A 14,725-nucleotide genomic window follows, 5' to 3' on the forward strand; every position below is an offset into this window, starting at 1 on the left:
AGCCTCAATCGGCGACAGCCGACTAGGTGCAGATTTAATGAGAAAAAGCACGCAGAAGTTGTGCTTTATATAGATGTAGTATCGGAGTACAAAATCTGCACCGTTTTCCCTATCCCTTAGCAAAATGTAAATCCGCAAAGAGCGTAGCGATTTTGCGGTGGTATGAAGTTGCCCGAATAAACTGTAGGGGCTTGGCTCAATTTCTGTTTCACCGAAATGCGACAGCCCATTCGGAAGGGCAATGCCGTGTTTTCGCTGTTTGTTATTAAATTTGTATAAAACTATCGTTTACCGATGCCTTATAATTGTATACCGAAATAAATATTTTTGGTTGACAATGGACTTGGTATGTGATACAATATTAATTGTCAAATAAAAAGTAAAGGATAGGTTTACAATGAATAACAATGCTAAAAACAAAACAAAACAAATAGTCGGTATCGGAGTTATGACGGCTATAATCGCTGTGCTTTCGCAGATAACTATTCCGCTTCCTACTCACGTTCCTGTTACGCTCCAGACTTTTGCTGTGGCTCTCGCAGGATATTTCCTTGGCTGGAAGGGCGGTGCGGTCTCTGCACTGGTATACGGTCTGCTGGGCGCTATCGGTGTGCCAGTGTTTGCAGGCTGGTCAGGCGGTTTCTCCGTTATCGTAGGGTATACAGGTGGATTCATTTACGGATTTATCGTTATGGCTCTTCTTTGCGGTCTTGGCGCAAAGTTCTGCTCTGACAAGATAAGCGGTAAGGTCATCGCTATCGTGCTTGGTATCGCAGGTCTTGCTTGCGACCACCTGCTCGGTGCTATCCAGTACGCTATCGTTGCTAATATCTCTATTGGCAAGTCTATCCTTCTTGTTTCTGTTCCTTATCTTGTAAAGGACGTTATCTCTGTTGTTGCTGCTTACCTTATCAGCATCGAGCTTGTAAGCAGACTTGCAAAGACAGGTTGCTATGCTTACAAGAGAGCCTGAGCTTAGATTTCATCATCTGCTGTGCCTGCCGCTTTTTCAGGGGAAAGGCTACAGTGACGGTTTTTCGGTGAATATGCAGTCTGTGAAAGACAGATTGGAGAGCGAGGACACTGCGGTGCGGTTTGTGTGCAGCGGAGATATGATATGTCAGCACTGCCCAAACAGGACGGAGGACGGTTGTTTGCTTGACGGCTGTGGTGGAACGGTGGCACAGAAAGACAGTGAGGTTTGCAGACTTTCTGAGATAGAATGTCACTCAGTAGAGAATTATCGCAGTGCGCTGACAAGGCTGAGAAGCAAAATGGATAAAAAGGTATTTGATATACTATGCTCGGAATGTCGCTGGGCAAAGCTTGGTTTGTGCAGCTTTGAAAAGTGGCGTGAGGGCGTTGACGGATTGCTTTCTTCGTGACAGGTCACGTCTGTCATTTTTTACACAAAAGTACAGCTCCTGAGAAGAAACTCGGGAGCTGTACATTTTTTTGCTTATTCTTCACTTGCCTGATATGCGGATAGGAATTTCTCGTAGATATCGGGATAATGTTTTTTTAGTCTTACAGGCTTAAGGTCGGGGTTGGTGAAGCAGTGGGAGGTGTGGGCAAGGCAGGCTGTTTTCTGAGTGGTAAGGTCAAAGATCTCGTAGTCAAGCTCGTAGGCACAGCCGTTGAACTTTGACAGCTTACAGCGCACTTCAAACTCGTCTCCGAAACGGACGGGATATTTATAGTGTGTTTCCACGGAGAGCACTGGGGAAACTATCCCTCTTGCCTCTATTTCGTGGAAAGGGCAGCCAAGCTGTTCCATAAGGTCAACACGGGCTTCCTCAAGCCAGCGGACGTAATTTGAATGGTGGATTATATCCATGCGGTCTGTTTCATAATAAAAGGCTTTTCTTTTGTAGGGGGTAAGTGTCATTGTAAGTCCTTCTTTCTGTGTGTTGTATGGGTGTGATAAAAATAGCGGGCGACCAATGGCCGCCCCTAATTGTTGCTGAATTATTCAAGCCATATGAAGTTGTTATCGGTGTTCACAAAGTCCATATTATAAAGGAAAATGACCTTTGTTATGCCGTTATCTTTTACATACTCACTGACGGTCTTATCCATGATGTGGTAATAACGCATATCTATCATTGTGATGTGCTTATACTTGTCGGCAAAGAACGGCATGACGGTGTTTGCATAGCTGTCTTTTATAATAAGGACGTGTTCGTCGTTTTCACCGTTTGTCTCTATTTCCGTGAGGGCAAAGTTTCCGCCCATGAATGTGGAGTATTTATCCTTTTTGGTCTTGAATGAATCGTCAAAAAGGGTGTCTGTTTGTTTGTTTTCTTGAACATAATTTACCTTTACGCTGTTGTCAGGGTTTGAGTAGAAGTGCATTTCGTCAGCAGCGGAGAAGTCTGTTGGGGCTTTTGAATAAAGTGTGCCATGAAAGTCCTTTACAGTTTCTATATTGTAGGATGCCTGTGGGATATCTTCATTCATGGCTGTCATAAGTGCGTCAAATCCCACTTTTGCGCCCTCGGCGGTCCAATGGTGGTCGGTCTTATAGAAAACCTGCGTGGACTTTGCGGCGTCTTTGAGCTGGTCATATGGGAAGCAGAGGTTTATCCTGTCGCTGAGGATAGAGCTTATATACTTTTTGCTTTCAAGCTGATCGTCGGTCTGTGTGACCGCAGGGAGCTTGTCTGACATAACGGAAACTGCATTCGGCACAAGAAGAAAGCTTACGTCGACGGATTTATCAAGGTTGTCAGCAAAATCGTTAAGACAGCTTATATTTTTCTCGATAAGAGGTCTGTTTTCCTGATAGTCTTGGAGATAATAGCCATCCTTGCCGAAATATACACCGTTCTGATAGTTTTTCAGAAGCGTGCGGTCGGTGACTGTTTTAAGACTCACAAGCTGGTCTTTCATAAATATCTGATCGGACATATAGCTTTCGATATCGGAAGTGAACTCGCCTTTTTCAAGTCTTTTCCATGAAAATTCAGGGGCTTGCTGGAGATAGCGGTTCTCATTTTCTGAGAATTCACGGTCCTCGGAAATAAAGCTTGCCACTGAAAAGCCAAATATGAACAGCAGAAAGCACACTATCATAATATAGTTTTTAAGTTGTTTTTTCATATCTGCCGTCCTCCTTTAAAATCTGAAATACAGGAACGGATTGAATGAATTACCTGCAAGGTAGGCGGTGGAAACTGCCAAAAGTGTTAATGCGCACAGCGGCTGGAGTATACAGCCGCATATCTCAGGACACTTGATCTGAAGCTTAAGGCAAAGCTTTTTTGGAAGCTGTGTTGAAGCTATCACAAGTATCACTATTGTTACTGCATACTGTGTGAGCCAGAACACTGTTTGGTGATTTATGAGAGGAAGTCCCCCAGCACCGAACATATTTTTGAAGTTCTGTGTGAGCTTGCCGAAATCTTCATAGGAGAATATTCCCCAGCCTATGACTATAAAAAGAAGTGCATAGAGGTGCTGGAAAAATGCAGGTATCTTTTTCAGGGCTTTGCCCAAGAAAAGCTTTTCACATAGGAGTATCACACCGAAGTACACACCCCATAGCATAAAGTTCCAGTTTGCACCGTGCCAGAAGCCTGTGAGAAACCATACTATCATGATGTTAAGGCACTGTCTTGCTTTGCCCTTGCGGTTACCGCCAAGTGGGATATAGACATAATCTCTGAACCAGCTTGAAAGTGACATATGCCAGCGTCTCCAGAAGTCTGTGATAGAGGTGGAGATGTAAGGGTAGTTGAAGTTCTCGAGAAAGTCGAAGCCGAACATTTTGCCAAGACCTATTGCCATATCGGAATAGCCTGAGAAGTCAAAGTATATTTGGAAGGTATAGGCTATTATGCCAAGCCAGCTTGCGGCAACGCTCAGTTCGGATTGCGCTGAGTTTGAGATAGTGTCGAAAAGCTCGCCGATAGTATTTGCGAGAATGACTTTTTTGCCAAGACCTATGGAAAATCTCCACACGCCCTGTGCAAAATGCTCTATGCTCTCGTTACGCTTTTTGAGCTGTTCCGCAACGTCGATGTATCTTACGATAGGACCTGCGATAAGCTGTGGAAAAAGGGCAACATAGGTGGCAAGGTCAAGGAAGTTCTTCTGACTTCTTACTTCGCCCTTATAAACGTCGATAACGTAGGAAAGGGTCTGGAAGCTGTAGAATGAGATACCGATAGGGAGGGCAAGACCCAAGGCCTTTATCTGCGTGCCGAAAATGCTGTTTGCCGCACCGATGAAAAAGTCGGTATATTTAAAAAACAGAAGAAGCCCGATGTTCCACACCACCGCTCCTATCATTGCGATGAGCGGAGTGTATTTTTTTGCGTTTTTACGCTGTTTGTCTGCCAATAGTCCTGTTATATACGCAACGATAGTGGAAGCTATCATGAGGACGATATAAACAGGTTCGCCCCATGCGTAAAACACAAGGCTGAAGATAAACAGCACCAGATTGCGTGTTATGCGTGGGACGATATAATACGTTATCAGTACAATAGGCAGGAAAGCGAACAGAAATGTTGTACTTGAAAAAAGCATATATTTATTACTCCTAGCCTATTATCTCTTTTGCTTTATCGTTATCGTTTGAAAGACAGAGGTAAACATAATTGCCGTTGGTTACAAGAACAGGGTCATTAAGCTTTGTCATTTCCTCAGGGACATAGTTTTCAAAAACCTTTTTCTGGCTTTCGACTCTTGCTGTAAGTGTATCTGCGATAGCCTTTGCACTGTCTGCGTCCTTGGCTTCAAAGCAGTCTATCTCCTCGGCTGTTCCTCCTGATGAGCTTACATAGACCTTAGCCTTTGTATAGCTGTCTGCTGATATGCCGATTATCTTTTCTATCTTTGCTTCGTCAAGCTCTGCAAGCTCGTCCTTGAACTCTATGCCGTCCTTGAGCTTGTCCGCAACGGCTGTTACGTCAACGCTTTCGTTTGTCTGAGCGGCTGCCGCTGAATTTGCGGAGTTTGCTGTGCTGCTGTCAGAGTCTGAACCGCAGCCTGTAAGTGCTGCTGTGCTTATGCACATAACTGCCATAAGAGTGCAGAGTATCTTCTTTGTTTTCATAATTTTTCTTTCCTTTCTTATGTGTTGTCGATTATATAGTTGAGCCACTTGTCGCAGTATTCACTCATAAGGTGTATTCCGTCTGAGGAGGCTTCCTCCGGAAGAGTGCCGTCTGCGCCTGCTACAGCGGAGGTACAGTCAAGATAATTTATACCTGTCTGCTGTGCCACCTCTGAGATAGCCTGATTGAATGTGGCTACATTTGTGTTATTTATGGCGTCGCCCTGCAAGCTTCTTGAAGCTGTTACAGGGAGGATAGATTCAGCATAGATAACAGCGTCAGGCTGTATCTCCTGAATTTTTGTGATAAGCTGTGTATAATAATCCTTGAAGGTGTCGATATAAGGCCAGCCAAGCTCGTTAGTGCCGAGGTTTATATACACTCTGCCATATTGTCTTTCTCCAAGAGCGTCGATAACAGTTCCTGCATTGCCGTTTGAAAGGGTGATGTTCTGGTCTGTCATAACGGTGTCGATGTGCATTCCCACAGAGCAAAGGAACGTTGCTTTTGGTTTATCGCAGTTGTTTTGCAGACCAACTGTTCGTGAGTCGCCTATGAAAACTGCGTCGGAAAGGTCGTCGGCGTCATCATGGGTAACTGAGCTGTCAGTAAGGCTTTCATCTATGCTACTCTCATCGACCATGCTTTCTGCCTGAGAAGAGTTGTCTGCATTGCTCTCGGAGCTTTCGTTCTCTGCCACAGAGCTTGAAGCTGACATCTTCTTTGCTTCCACAGCCCTGCTGTTGCCGCTTCCTGCATGGAAGCCCCATATTGCCGCAAATGCTATGCACACAAGACAACTCAATGACACTATGCTTTGCTGTGCTGTGGCTCTTTTTTTTCTTATATTTTTCAAATTGCTACCGTGTTGGCTCTCCATTATACTACCTCTTATATTATCTCTCCTGACCTGCAAAAATGCAGATCCGTTTCAAAGATTATCATAACACATTTTACAGCCTTTTTCAAGTGCTTTTTAGTCGAATTAAGGATTTTCTTCACTTTTTACAAACAGACGCAAAAAAGTCGGGAGAATTTGTTCTGCCCGACTTATTGTTGACAAATTATTCTGTTTTATTTGTTTGAAAAAGTTTTATTTCCAAAGCTTTTCAGGATAAACGCCAGCCTCTATAAGCTTTGCGATATCGGCTTTAACGGTTGGCTTATCCTCTTTATATGTAACGCCGAACCACTTATCGTGAGTTTCCAGAAGCTTGCAGTCTGCAACTCCTGTTTTTATCATTGTGTCTATACCCGCAGGAAGGAGAAACTCCGCTGTCAGGCTGTCTTTATTTTCTTTCATAAAGTCTGTGAACATACCATTGAGCTTATCTATAAAGCCGTCAGGGCAAGCCCACATATTCATTGACACATAGCAGTTCTCGTCAAGCTCGGCTGTTTCTTCCTTGCCTGAATAGACCTTGCCGTCATTCTCACGGCGGATATTGTAGGTTTCAACAACGTCTGTGAGCATAGAGTCTTTCACTTCACAGACGCCTCTGTTCACTGCTCCGAAGTCGCTTAGAGTGTTTTTCAGTATGAAGCCTGCCATGCCGAGATGAAGCTTTTTGCGATCTGAGTTTTCATTGCAGAGAAAATCGTGGAGCTTCACAAAAGCTTCCTTGCCGTAAAAATCATCAGCGTTTATTACTGCGAAAGGCTCATTTATAACGCCCTTGCAACAGCAGACTGCGTGACCGTGACCCCACGGCTTAACACGTCCCTCAGGTACGGAATAGCCCTCCGGAAGACAGTCAAGCTCCTGATAAACGTAATCTATCTTGACGTATTTTGAGATACGGTCGCCTATCATTTTATCAAAGGCATCACGGATATCCTTTCTTATAATGAATACGACCTTGTCAAAGCCTGCCTCAACGGCGTCATAGATAGAATAATCCATTATTATCTCGCCGTTTGGTCCGAAAGGTTCAAGCTGTTTTATGCCGCCTTTGAAGCGACTTCCAAGACCTGCGGCAAGTATGCAAAGGGTACAACTCATAATTTTTTATCTCCTTGTTCTTTGTTCTTTGATTTCTCAGTTTAATTTTATTCTATTTCTTAAAATTATATTAACATTATGCCATACTTTAAAGTAAATGTCAAGAGATTTTGACATTTTTATTCAGTTTTTTGCGATGCTTTTCTGCGTATTTTACATCTTTCTTACACTTGACAGGGTGATACTAATGTGATATACTGATATGACAAAAATCAAATAATATCCCTGAAAAGGGTGGAGGATGATATAAATGGCTAAGACGGCTTTGGTAACAGGCGCAAGCTCGGGAATTGGCAGAGAGATAGCGAGAGATCTATCTGCAAGGGGTTTTCGTGTGATACTCAGCGCAAGACGTGAGGAAAGGCTCAGAGAGCTTGCGGAGGAGCTTGGTGACAATACAAGGGTGATAGTTTGCGACGTTTCCGACAGGGAAGAATGTCTGCGGCTTTATGAGGAAACAAAGAACGAGAAGATATCAGTGCTTGTGAACTGCGCAGGCTTTGGTGCAGTGGGCAGCTTTGACAAGCTTCCTCTGGACACTGAGCTTAAAATGATAGACACCAACGTTACAGCGGTGCATATGCTCACAAAGCTGTTTTTGAAAGACTTTGTTGCCGCTGACAGGGGTTATATAATGAATATAGCTTCCTCGGCAGGGCTTATGTACGGCGGCCCGATGATGGCAACATACTATGCTTCAAAGGCTTATGTTGTGAGCCTTACCAGCGCAATATATGAGGAGTTGAGGGCGAGAAACAGCAGGGTACACGTTTGTGCGGTATGCCCGGGTCCTGTGGATACGGAGTTCAATGACGTTGCAAACTGCAAGTTCGGCGTAAGCTCCATAACACCACAGTTTTGTGCAAAAAAGGCTCTTGAGGGAATGTTCGGCAGAAAGCTCATCATTATCCCTGAGAAGTCTATAAAGGCACTTTATGCAGGGGCTAAATTTGCTCCTAGAGGTATCGTGCTGAAAATGACTGGAAAGGTGCAGAAGAAAAAGCTTGATAAATGACGGTTTAGTATTTTTACATAAGATAAAAAAGTTTTGTAAAGTGCGAAAATTGGGCTATACTTCTAAAAATCAATAGTACAAATTGTTGTGATTGCATAAGAAAACGTTATCATATTTGGTAAATCGGCCGATTGAATTTTTTCGGAAAATAAAGTACAATGTAAGTAAAGTTATTTAAGAAAGGAAGTTTTAGAAATGAAACTTACAAAGATTTTCGCAGGCATGGCTGCAGCAGCTATAGCTACAACAGCTATGGCAGTAACAGCTTTCGCAGCTGATTCAACAGCTTACAACTATCTGTTCATCGCTACAGATATCCCATGTGAGTACAACGATAACGATGAGGCTCTTGTAAATGGTCAGGTCGTTACTTGTAAGGATCTTAAGGTAAAGATCGGTTCACAGGAGTTTAACGTAAGTGCTGCTCCTGGCAAGTCTGATTCAGACAAGCTCTGCTTCCAGATCATCAACAAGTGGAACAGCAAGTTCACATCAGAGATCACTGACTACACTGTAGCAGGCGCTGGTGAGTACATCACTATTGACTTCACAATTGAAGGTCTTGGTGACACAACAGGTAATGCTGGTGTATCTTTCCAAGCTGACGGCACTTGGGATTTCAGAAATCCAGATGACAAAGAAAAGGATAAGGTTGCACAGCCAGCTTACTTCCCTAACAAGTGCGTAGGTATCGCAGGTGGCGCAGGTGGATTCGACACAAACGTTGACTGCCAGGATACTGCTATCAACGGCGACGGCTCTTACACAATTTCTATCGCTCAGTCAGGTACTGTAAACGCTGAGGCTCAGAAGTTCGATGACGGCTCAACAAACGAGGGCTGGATATGGGCTGCTAACGCTGTTCCTGTTGCTCCTGCTACTTCTGGCACAGATTCAAACAGCAAAAAGGATGATTCCAAGACAGATTCTAAGTCTGACAGCAAGACTGATTCAAAGGCTAACAGCACAGCCGCAACAACTTCTTCAAAGACTGGTACAACAGGCACAACAAATGCTACATCTTCAAGCGCAGCTTCTGACAAAACAGCAGCTACAGGCGCAACAGCAGGTATCGCTCTTGCAGGTATCGCTCTCGCAGGTGCAGCTATCGTAGTTTCTAAGAGAAAGTAATCTTAACTGAGGACTTGTTTCTTAGAGTACGTAATTAAAATAACTAAAGGGACTTCCACTGTGAAGTCCCTTTTTGTGTGTGGTATAAAAAATAAAAAAATATCGGCGAATAGTCTAGACAAATGGTAATTAATATAGTATAATGATTGTATACTTTTATTTTGGAGTTATTTTTTATGAGAGTTATTACAGGTTCATGCAGAGGAAAAAAGCTTAAAACTTTGGAGTCGTTGGATACAAGACCAACCACAGATATGGTAAAAGAGGCTGTTTTTTCCATTATTCAGTTTGATGTACCAGCAAGTTCGGTGCTTGACCTTTTTGCAGGCAGCGGTCAAATGGGTATAGACGCTCTCAGCCGTGGGGCTAGTCACTGCGTTTTCGTGGACAGCAATCCTGAGGCTGTGGCTATCGTCAAGGATAATGTGGATTCATGCGGTTTCAATAAGGAATCCCGTGTGCTTTGCATGGATAGTCTGGAATATCTTAAAGTTGCCAAAGCCGGGCTTGATATAGTTTTTATCGACCCGCCTTACAGAAAGGGTATAGTTGAAAAGGCTTTGGAGCTTGTGGAGAACAAGCTCAATGATGGTGCTATCATTGTGTGCGAGCATGAAAAGGAGCTTGAGCTTGGAGAAAGCTACGGCAGACTTAAGCTTCATAAGAGATATAAATACGGTAAGACCGCTTTGACGGTCTATAAGATACCAATGAAAGAAGTGGACTATTGATGCGTATCGCTGTTTGCCCGGGAAGCTTTGACCCTGTTACGCTGGGTCATCTGGATATAATCGACAGAGCTTCAAAGCTTTTTGATAAGGTGATAGTGCTGGTGTCCTTTAATGCTAATAAATCAAGGGCTGCTTTCACACCTACAGAAAGAATGGAAATGATAATCGAGGTCACAAAGCACCTTGATAATGTGGTGGTGGATTGTTATAACGGTCTGCTGGCGGATTATCTGCAAAAAACAGGAGCTAATGCTATCGTAAAGGGACTTAGGGCTGTGTCTGACTTTGAGTATGAGTTCCAGATGGCTCTTGCAAATAAAAAGCTTTACAATGACGCTGAAACGGTGTTTCTCACCACTACGGGAGAGAATATGTTCCTTTCGTCAAGCGTTGTAAAGGAGATCGCAAGCTTCGGCGGAGATATCACAGGCTTTGTGCCGAAACAGATACAGAGCAAGATCACTGACAGGCTCTATAAGCCTGCCAATAATATAGATCAGTAATGAAAGGGTGTTTAAAATGACGGTAGAGGAAATACTTGAACTTATGGACGAACTGCTTGACAAGTCTTCAAGCGTACCGTTTTCACAGAAAAAAATGATCGATGTTGAGCAGATGCGTGAATACATCGACAGCATAAGACTTAACCTTCCGGGTGAGATAAAGCGTGCAAAGGATATGACAAGAGATAAGAAAAATATCCTTACTGAGGCCAACAAGGAAGCCGAGGAGATCGTAAAGAAGGCTAAGGACGAGGCTAAGAAGCTTGTGGCTCAGGAGGAGATCATCAAGCAGGCGGCTGACTATGCAAAGCAGATAGCTGCAGAGGCTAACAAGCAGGCGGCTGATATCGTTGAGCAGGCTAAGGCTAAGGACAAGGCTATCCGTGAGGCACTTTCTGAAAATCTTAACAAGTCGCTTTCTGAGGCGGCTGAGGTGCTTACAAAGAGCCTTAAGGACGTAAACACTACTAGGGACGCAGTTTCCAAGATAGGTGCGGCAGAGAAATAATATTGTTTGATGTAAGCAGATGGGCTTTGCGGCTCGTCTGCTTTTTTCATAACTAAAATTGTCCATATGAAATTCAGGCAGAATGTGAAAAATTGTGACAATATCTATTGACAAAGGAGCATATGTTGCCTATAATAAATAGTATATGATAAAAAGGCGAGCTTTTTCGCCTATGTGAAAGGGACGGTATTTTTTTTATGGACGATGTCGGGCGACTGTGGACGGGAATAGGTGTTTGTGCGGCGGTAATATTGCTTATGGCTTTTCTTACCTTGTGCGAAAATGCGGCTGTGGAGTTCAATGACGCAAAGCTAAAGAAAATGGCTGAGGAGGACAAAGACCCGAAGGCAATAAGGCTTGTGGCTTTGCTGAAAAGAACGGGCAGGGTAGTTGCAACAAACCTCATTGCACGTTCTATTATGATAATCGTAGTTTCGGTGGTGGGAGTCATATTCTTCTACGAGCCGATTTCTGACGGGCTTTATACGCTTTTTAACTATCAGGCACCGTATTATGTTAGCGGCATATGTTCATTTGTTATAATAAGCTGTCTGCTTGCCCTTGTTATATGCACTTTTGGCATAGGCATACCGAAAAAGCTTTGCATTTCAGGCAAGGTGGGCGAGAAGTTCATTTTAAACAACTGCGGCGTATACAAAGTGTTTCTTGCGGTATTCAGCCCATTGGCTGCTGTGAGCGGAGCGGTTTCGGCAGGAATTTTAAGGCTGTTCGGCGTTAAGTCCACAAACAAGGCAGACTCTGTCACTGAGCAAGAGATACTCATGATGGTGGACGCTGTAAACGAAACTGGCGGTATCGAAGAAAGTCAGGCGGAAATGATAAGCAACATTTTTGATTTTGACGATATCGAAGTTCGTGAAGTTATGACACACCGCACAGAAATGGTTGCCATAGAAGAAAATTCCACGCTTTCGGAGGCTGTGAAGCTTGTTATAGGCGAGGGCTTTTCGAGAATACCTGTTTACTGCGACAATGCCGACAACATAAGCGGTGTTATATTCGCAAAGGACTTGCTCAGGCTGGTTTTTGAAGAGGATAAGAAAGAACGTCCTGTAAAGGAGTTCATGAGAGATATAACCTTTGTGCCTGAAAGCAACAAGTGTGGTGAGCTTTTCAAAGAGTTCACTGAAGATAAGACACAGATAGCAGTTGTGGTGGATGATTACGGCGGAACAGCCGGTATCATTACTATGGAGGATCTGCTTGAAACTATCGTGGGTAGTATTCAGGACGAATATGATGATGAAACGGAGGAGATACAGAAAGTATCTTCTGATTGCTATGATATGGTAGGCACAGCAGCGTTTGACGACGTTATGGAGGCTCTTGGCAAGGAGTATCACGGCGAGGTGGATTATGACACTATAGGCGGATTCGTTATGGACCTGCTGGGCCATGTGCCTGAGGATAACGAAAAGGTGACAGTGCATTGGGAAAACGTTGAGTTTAAGGTGCTGTCGATACATGAAAAGAAAATAGAACGGCTCAGGGCTGTGATAAAAAGAGATAATGAAGAGATCACGGACTAAGGGCTGAAAGATACAGACAGAATTTTGTGTAAAAATCGAGGACAAAAATTGAAAAAAAAGAAAATGGTCGCCGCACTCACAGCGGCAGTGCTTATCTGCACATCGGGGTGCAGTTTAGGCGGAACGGGAGAGAAAAATAAAAACCGTTCAAAAAATACTTTTGTGAACACTCATGCGTATGTTGAAGCCAGTTCGGAAAGACATACTGAAACAGGGCTTGACAGCAGAAATGAGAGCTTTACGGCACTTGAGATACCTGACACGGCAGAGTATATCGCCGATTTTCTTTGTACTGACGAAAAACGTGTGTTTTCACAGCTTTACAAAGGGCTGAGCGAATTTGAAAGCTCTGTGGAGCTGGCTGAGGGAGTTATAAGCAAGGACGATATCGGTGCGTTTATCTCCATGCTTACTTCGGCGTGTCCTTATATCGACTATATGGGTTCACAGTATACTATCTGCATTGACGGAGATGGATATGTGACATCTGTGGAGGTCACATATGACAAGACCGCTGAGGAAGCGCAGGCAGAGAAAGAAAAGCTGGATAAAAAGGTCGGGGAGATACTTGCAGGCATTGAGCAGGGCTGGTCGGATTATGACAAGGTGCTGTATTTCCATGACAGCATAATTCTTGAGTGCAACTATGACGATACAGCAAAAAATTGCTATTCTGCATATGGCTGTCTTGTAGAGGGTAAGGCTGTGTGCGAGGGGTATGCAAAGGCAATGCAGATACTTTGTACCAAGGCAGGTATAAAGTGCATACCTGTGGCAGGCAAAGCCTATGACGGCGGAGCTGTTCAGCCACATTTGTGGAATAAGGTCATGATAGACGGTGAATGGACGAACGTTGACCTCACTTGGGACGATCCTGTGACAGATGCAGGGGAGGACTATATCCGCTATGACTATTTTGGCATCACTGACGCCGAGTGTGCAAAAGACCATACAGCGGACGATAACAAGTTTTTGAACTATCCTGAGGCATTTTCCTCGGGGGCAAATTATTACAGAAGAAACGGTCTATATGCTCAAAGCGGTGATGATGTCGTTCAGATGATGTGCCGTTCTGTGGCGGAAGCAATGGCTGACAGTGGATATGCAAGGCTAAAATGTGCTGACAGTGAAATGTATGACAAGGCTGTGGATACTCTCTTTGATGAGAATAGCGGTGTTATCTTTGACGTGCTGAGGCGTGCATACAGTCAGGCTGGGGGAGATTGGTCTACCTCGAAATATGCGGTCATAAAAAATGACGAACTGTGTACTGTCACGATAATACTTTACAAAAATGAATAATTTTCTCAAAAGCAAAAAATATGCTCAAATGTGTTGAAATTTGCGGTGCTTTGTGATATAATAAATGTATTAGTGCGATAAAATATGATATTTTGGATATATCTTGGAAAGGAATGTTATTTTTAGTATGAGCAGTGCTACTAAGCAGAAGTCATCAGCAGGCAAGAACGTGCTGATATTCTTTATTGTTTTTATTATTCTGGAAATGCTTATAGTTGTGGGAGTGGGACGTGTTTTCAAAAACAAGAACGTTACACCGAGCATTGCAGGCTACAGCCTGTACATAATGAATGGTGACGGCATGGGTGACAGAGTTCCTGACGGCGCACTTGTTATCACATCGAACATGACCCCTAGCACAGACAAGATAGGCGAGGCAGTTGTGTGCGAGAACGTGCCTGATATTGGAACAAGCGTGTTCTGGCTTTATGACATCACTTCAACTGACGATAACAACGGCGTTGTTTACACTGTTTATCAGGAAAAAGACCCTGCAAAGCTTTATGAGATAAGCTCAAAGAACGTTGTGGGCGTAGCTTCTACATATTACATGACAGCAGGCAAGGTGCTTACGTTTATGTCGTCAACATTCGGCATGATAGTGTGTGCTGTTGTTCCTATATTCCTGCTCGTTGTTATCGAGCTTATAATTGCTATCGCTACTCATTCTTCAGATGATGAGGAAGAGGACGATGACGAGGAAGAACCTGCAGAGAGCGTTACTCTTGACGATTTCCTGTTCGGCGGCGAGAACGAGGGCGAGCAGATCGCAAAACATCGCAAGCACGTTGACGACGAGATAGCTTCTCACCACAAGGCTGAGCCTGAGGGTGAAGAGAAGGCTGAAACGGAGGAAGTTATCGAGGAAGTAGAAGAGGTCGAGGAAACTATATTTGAAAGACCTGCGGAAAAGGAAGAGC

The 14,725-nt window shown here is 43.8% G+C and carries 16 protein-coding genes; 10 read left to right on the plus strand and 6 right to left on the minus strand.

The features are described 5' to 3' along the window. Positions 1-397: 397 nt before the first annotated feature. Together QVO88_RS08550 and QVO88_RS08555 are read left to right on the plus strand one after the other, a co-directional pair. Positions 398-973, plus strand: a complete 576-nt coding sequence (locus tag QVO88_RS08550) for a biotin transporter BioY (RefSeq protein WP_022288072.1) — start codon at positions 398-400, stop codon at positions 971-973. Continuing rightward, positions 954-1,385, plus strand: a complete 432-nt coding sequence (locus tag QVO88_RS08555) for a DUF1284 domain-containing protein (RefSeq protein WP_022288073.1) — start codon at positions 954-956, stop codon at positions 1,383-1,385. The genes QVO88_RS08550 and QVO88_RS08555 overlap by 20 nt, the downstream gene beginning before the upstream one ends. A 74-nt stretch (positions 1,386-1,459) precedes the next feature. Here the strand turns inward: QVO88_RS08555 and QVO88_RS08560 are convergent, their stop codons facing one another. The 6 genes from QVO88_RS08560 to QVO88_RS08585 form a co-directional block, all read right to left on the minus strand. Continuing rightward, positions 1,460-1,888: a thioesterase family protein gene (locus QVO88_RS08560; RefSeq protein ID WP_022288074.1), complete on the minus strand. Its 429-nt coding sequence runs from the start codon at positions 1,886-1,888 to the stop codon at positions 1,460-1,462. A gap of 80 nt (positions 1,889-1,968) precedes the next feature. Further along, positions 1,969-3,102 (minus strand): DHHW family protein, encoded by a 1,134-nt coding sequence (locus QVO88_RS08565; RefSeq protein ID WP_022288075.1) that lies wholly within the window; start codon positions 3,100-3,102, stop codon positions 1,969-1,971. A gap of 15 nt (positions 3,103-3,117) precedes the next feature. Beyond that, entirely contained in the window at positions 3,118-4,533 is a 1,416-nt protein-coding gene (locus QVO88_RS08570; protein ID WP_022288076.1) for an MBOAT family protein, read from the minus strand. Between the two features lie 13 nt (positions 4,534-4,546). Next, entirely contained in the window at positions 4,547-5,062 is a 516-nt protein-coding gene (locus QVO88_RS08575; RefSeq protein ID WP_022288077.1) for a DUF4358 domain-containing protein, read from the minus strand. Between the two features lie 17 nt (positions 5,063-5,079). Further along, the gene (locus tag QVO88_RS08580; protein WP_022288078.1) at positions 5,080-5,943 is read right to left on the minus strand and encodes a GDSL-type esterase/lipase family protein; all 864 of its coding nucleotides are present in this window, start codon (positions 5,941-5,943) and stop codon (positions 5,080-5,082) included. Between the two features lie 213 nt (positions 5,944-6,156). Next, entirely contained in the window at positions 6,157-7,065 is a 909-nt protein-coding gene (locus QVO88_RS08585) for a hypothetical protein (RefSeq protein WP_022288079.1), read from the minus strand. 250 nt (positions 7,066-7,315) lie between these two features. On the opposite strand from QVO88_RS08585, the gene QVO88_RS08590 reads away from it, so the two are divergent. The 8 genes from QVO88_RS08590 to QVO88_RS08625 form a co-directional block, all read left to right on the plus strand. Continuing rightward, a complete protein-coding gene (locus QVO88_RS08590) occupies positions 7,316-8,080 on the plus strand; it encodes an SDR family oxidoreductase (RefSeq protein WP_022288080.1) in 765 nt (254 codons plus the stop codon). A 195-nt stretch (positions 8,081-8,275) separates the two neighbouring features. Then, positions 8,276-9,211: an NPXTG-anchored protein gene (locus tag QVO88_RS08595; protein WP_022288081.1), complete on the plus strand. Its 936-nt coding sequence runs from the start codon at positions 8,276-8,278 to the stop codon at positions 9,209-9,211. A gap of 176 nt (positions 9,212-9,387) precedes the next feature. Further along, on the plus strand, positions 9,388-9,942 hold the full coding sequence (gene rsmD / locus QVO88_RS08600) for a 16S rRNA (guanine(966)-N(2))-methyltransferase RsmD (protein WP_022288082.1): 555 nt from the start codon (positions 9,388-9,390) through the stop codon (positions 9,940-9,942). Beyond that, a complete protein-coding gene (coaD, locus tag QVO88_RS08605) occupies positions 9,942-10,445 on the plus strand; it encodes a pantetheine-phosphate adenylyltransferase (RefSeq protein ID WP_022288083.1) in 504 nt (167 codons plus the stop codon). Before rsmD ends, coaD begins: the two co-directional genes overlap by 1 nt. A 16-nt stretch (positions 10,446-10,461) precedes the next feature. Continuing rightward, positions 10,462-10,953 (plus strand): hypothetical protein, encoded by a 492-nt coding sequence (locus QVO88_RS08610; protein ID WP_022288084.1) that lies wholly within the window; start codon positions 10,462-10,464, stop codon positions 10,951-10,953. Between the two features lie 197 nt (positions 10,954-11,150). Further along, positions 11,151-12,503, plus strand: coding sequence for a hemolysin family protein (locus tag QVO88_RS08615; protein ID WP_022288085.1), 1,353 nt, complete (start codon positions 11,151-11,153; stop codon positions 12,501-12,503). 48 nt (positions 12,504-12,551) lie between these two features. Further along, entirely contained in the window at positions 12,552-13,805 is a 1,254-nt protein-coding gene (locus QVO88_RS08620) for a transglutaminase domain-containing protein (protein WP_022288086.1), read from the plus strand. 127 nt (positions 13,806-13,932) lie between these two features. Next, a partial coding sequence (locus QVO88_RS08625; protein ID WP_288177930.1) for a hypothetical protein occupies positions 13,933-14,725 on the plus strand: 793 nt, incomplete at its 3' end.

The sequence above is a fragment of the Ruminococcus sp. CAG:57 genome (genome assembly GCF_000435935.1).
GTDB lineage: Bacteria > Bacillota > Clostridia > Oscillospirales > Ruminococcaceae > Hominimerdicola > Hominimerdicola aceti.

Coding starts and splice junctions, on each gene's coding strand:
- QVO88_RS08550 (WP_022288072.1), top strand. CDS start 398: ATGAATAACAATGCTAAAAACAAAACAAAACAAATAGTCGGTATCGGA.
- QVO88_RS08555 (WP_022288073.1), top strand. CDS start 954: ATGCTTACAAGAGAGCCTGAGCTTAGATTTCATCATCTGCTGTGCCTG.
- QVO88_RS08560 (WP_022288074.1), bottom strand. CDS start 1,888: ATGACACTTACCCCCTACAAAAGAAAAGCCTTTTATTATGAAACAGAC.
- QVO88_RS08565 (WP_022288075.1), bottom strand. CDS start 3,102: ATGAAAAAACAACTTAAAAACTATATTATGATAGTGTGCTTTCTGCTG.
- QVO88_RS08570 (WP_022288076.1), bottom strand. CDS start 4,533: ATGCTTTTTTCAAGTACAACATTTCTGTTCGCTTTCCTGCCTATTGTA.
- QVO88_RS08575 (WP_022288077.1), bottom strand. CDS start 5,062: ATGAAAACAAAGAAGATACTCTGCACTCTTATGGCAGTTATGTGCATA.
- QVO88_RS08580 (WP_022288078.1), bottom strand. CDS start 5,943: ATGGAGAGCCAACACGGTAGCAATTTGAAAAATATAAGAAAAAAAAGA.
- QVO88_RS08585 (WP_022288079.1), bottom strand. CDS start 7,065: ATGAGTTGTACCCTTTGCATACTTGCCGCAGGTCTTGGAAGTCGCTTC.
- QVO88_RS08590 (WP_022288080.1), top strand. CDS start 7,316: ATGGCTAAGACGGCTTTGGTAACAGGCGCAAGCTCGGGAATTGGCAGA.
- QVO88_RS08595 (WP_022288081.1), top strand. CDS start 8,276: ATGAAACTTACAAAGATTTTCGCAGGCATGGCTGCAGCAGCTATAGCT.
- rsmD (WP_022288082.1), top strand. CDS start 9,388: ATGAGAGTTATTACAGGTTCATGCAGAGGAAAAAAGCTTAAAACTTTG.
- coaD (WP_022288083.1), top strand. CDS start 9,942: ATGCGTATCGCTGTTTGCCCGGGAAGCTTTGACCCTGTTACGCTGGGT.
- QVO88_RS08610 (WP_022288084.1), top strand. CDS start 10,462: ATGACGGTAGAGGAAATACTTGAACTTATGGACGAACTGCTTGACAAG.
- QVO88_RS08615 (WP_022288085.1), top strand. CDS start 11,151: ATGGACGATGTCGGGCGACTGTGGACGGGAATAGGTGTTTGTGCGGCG.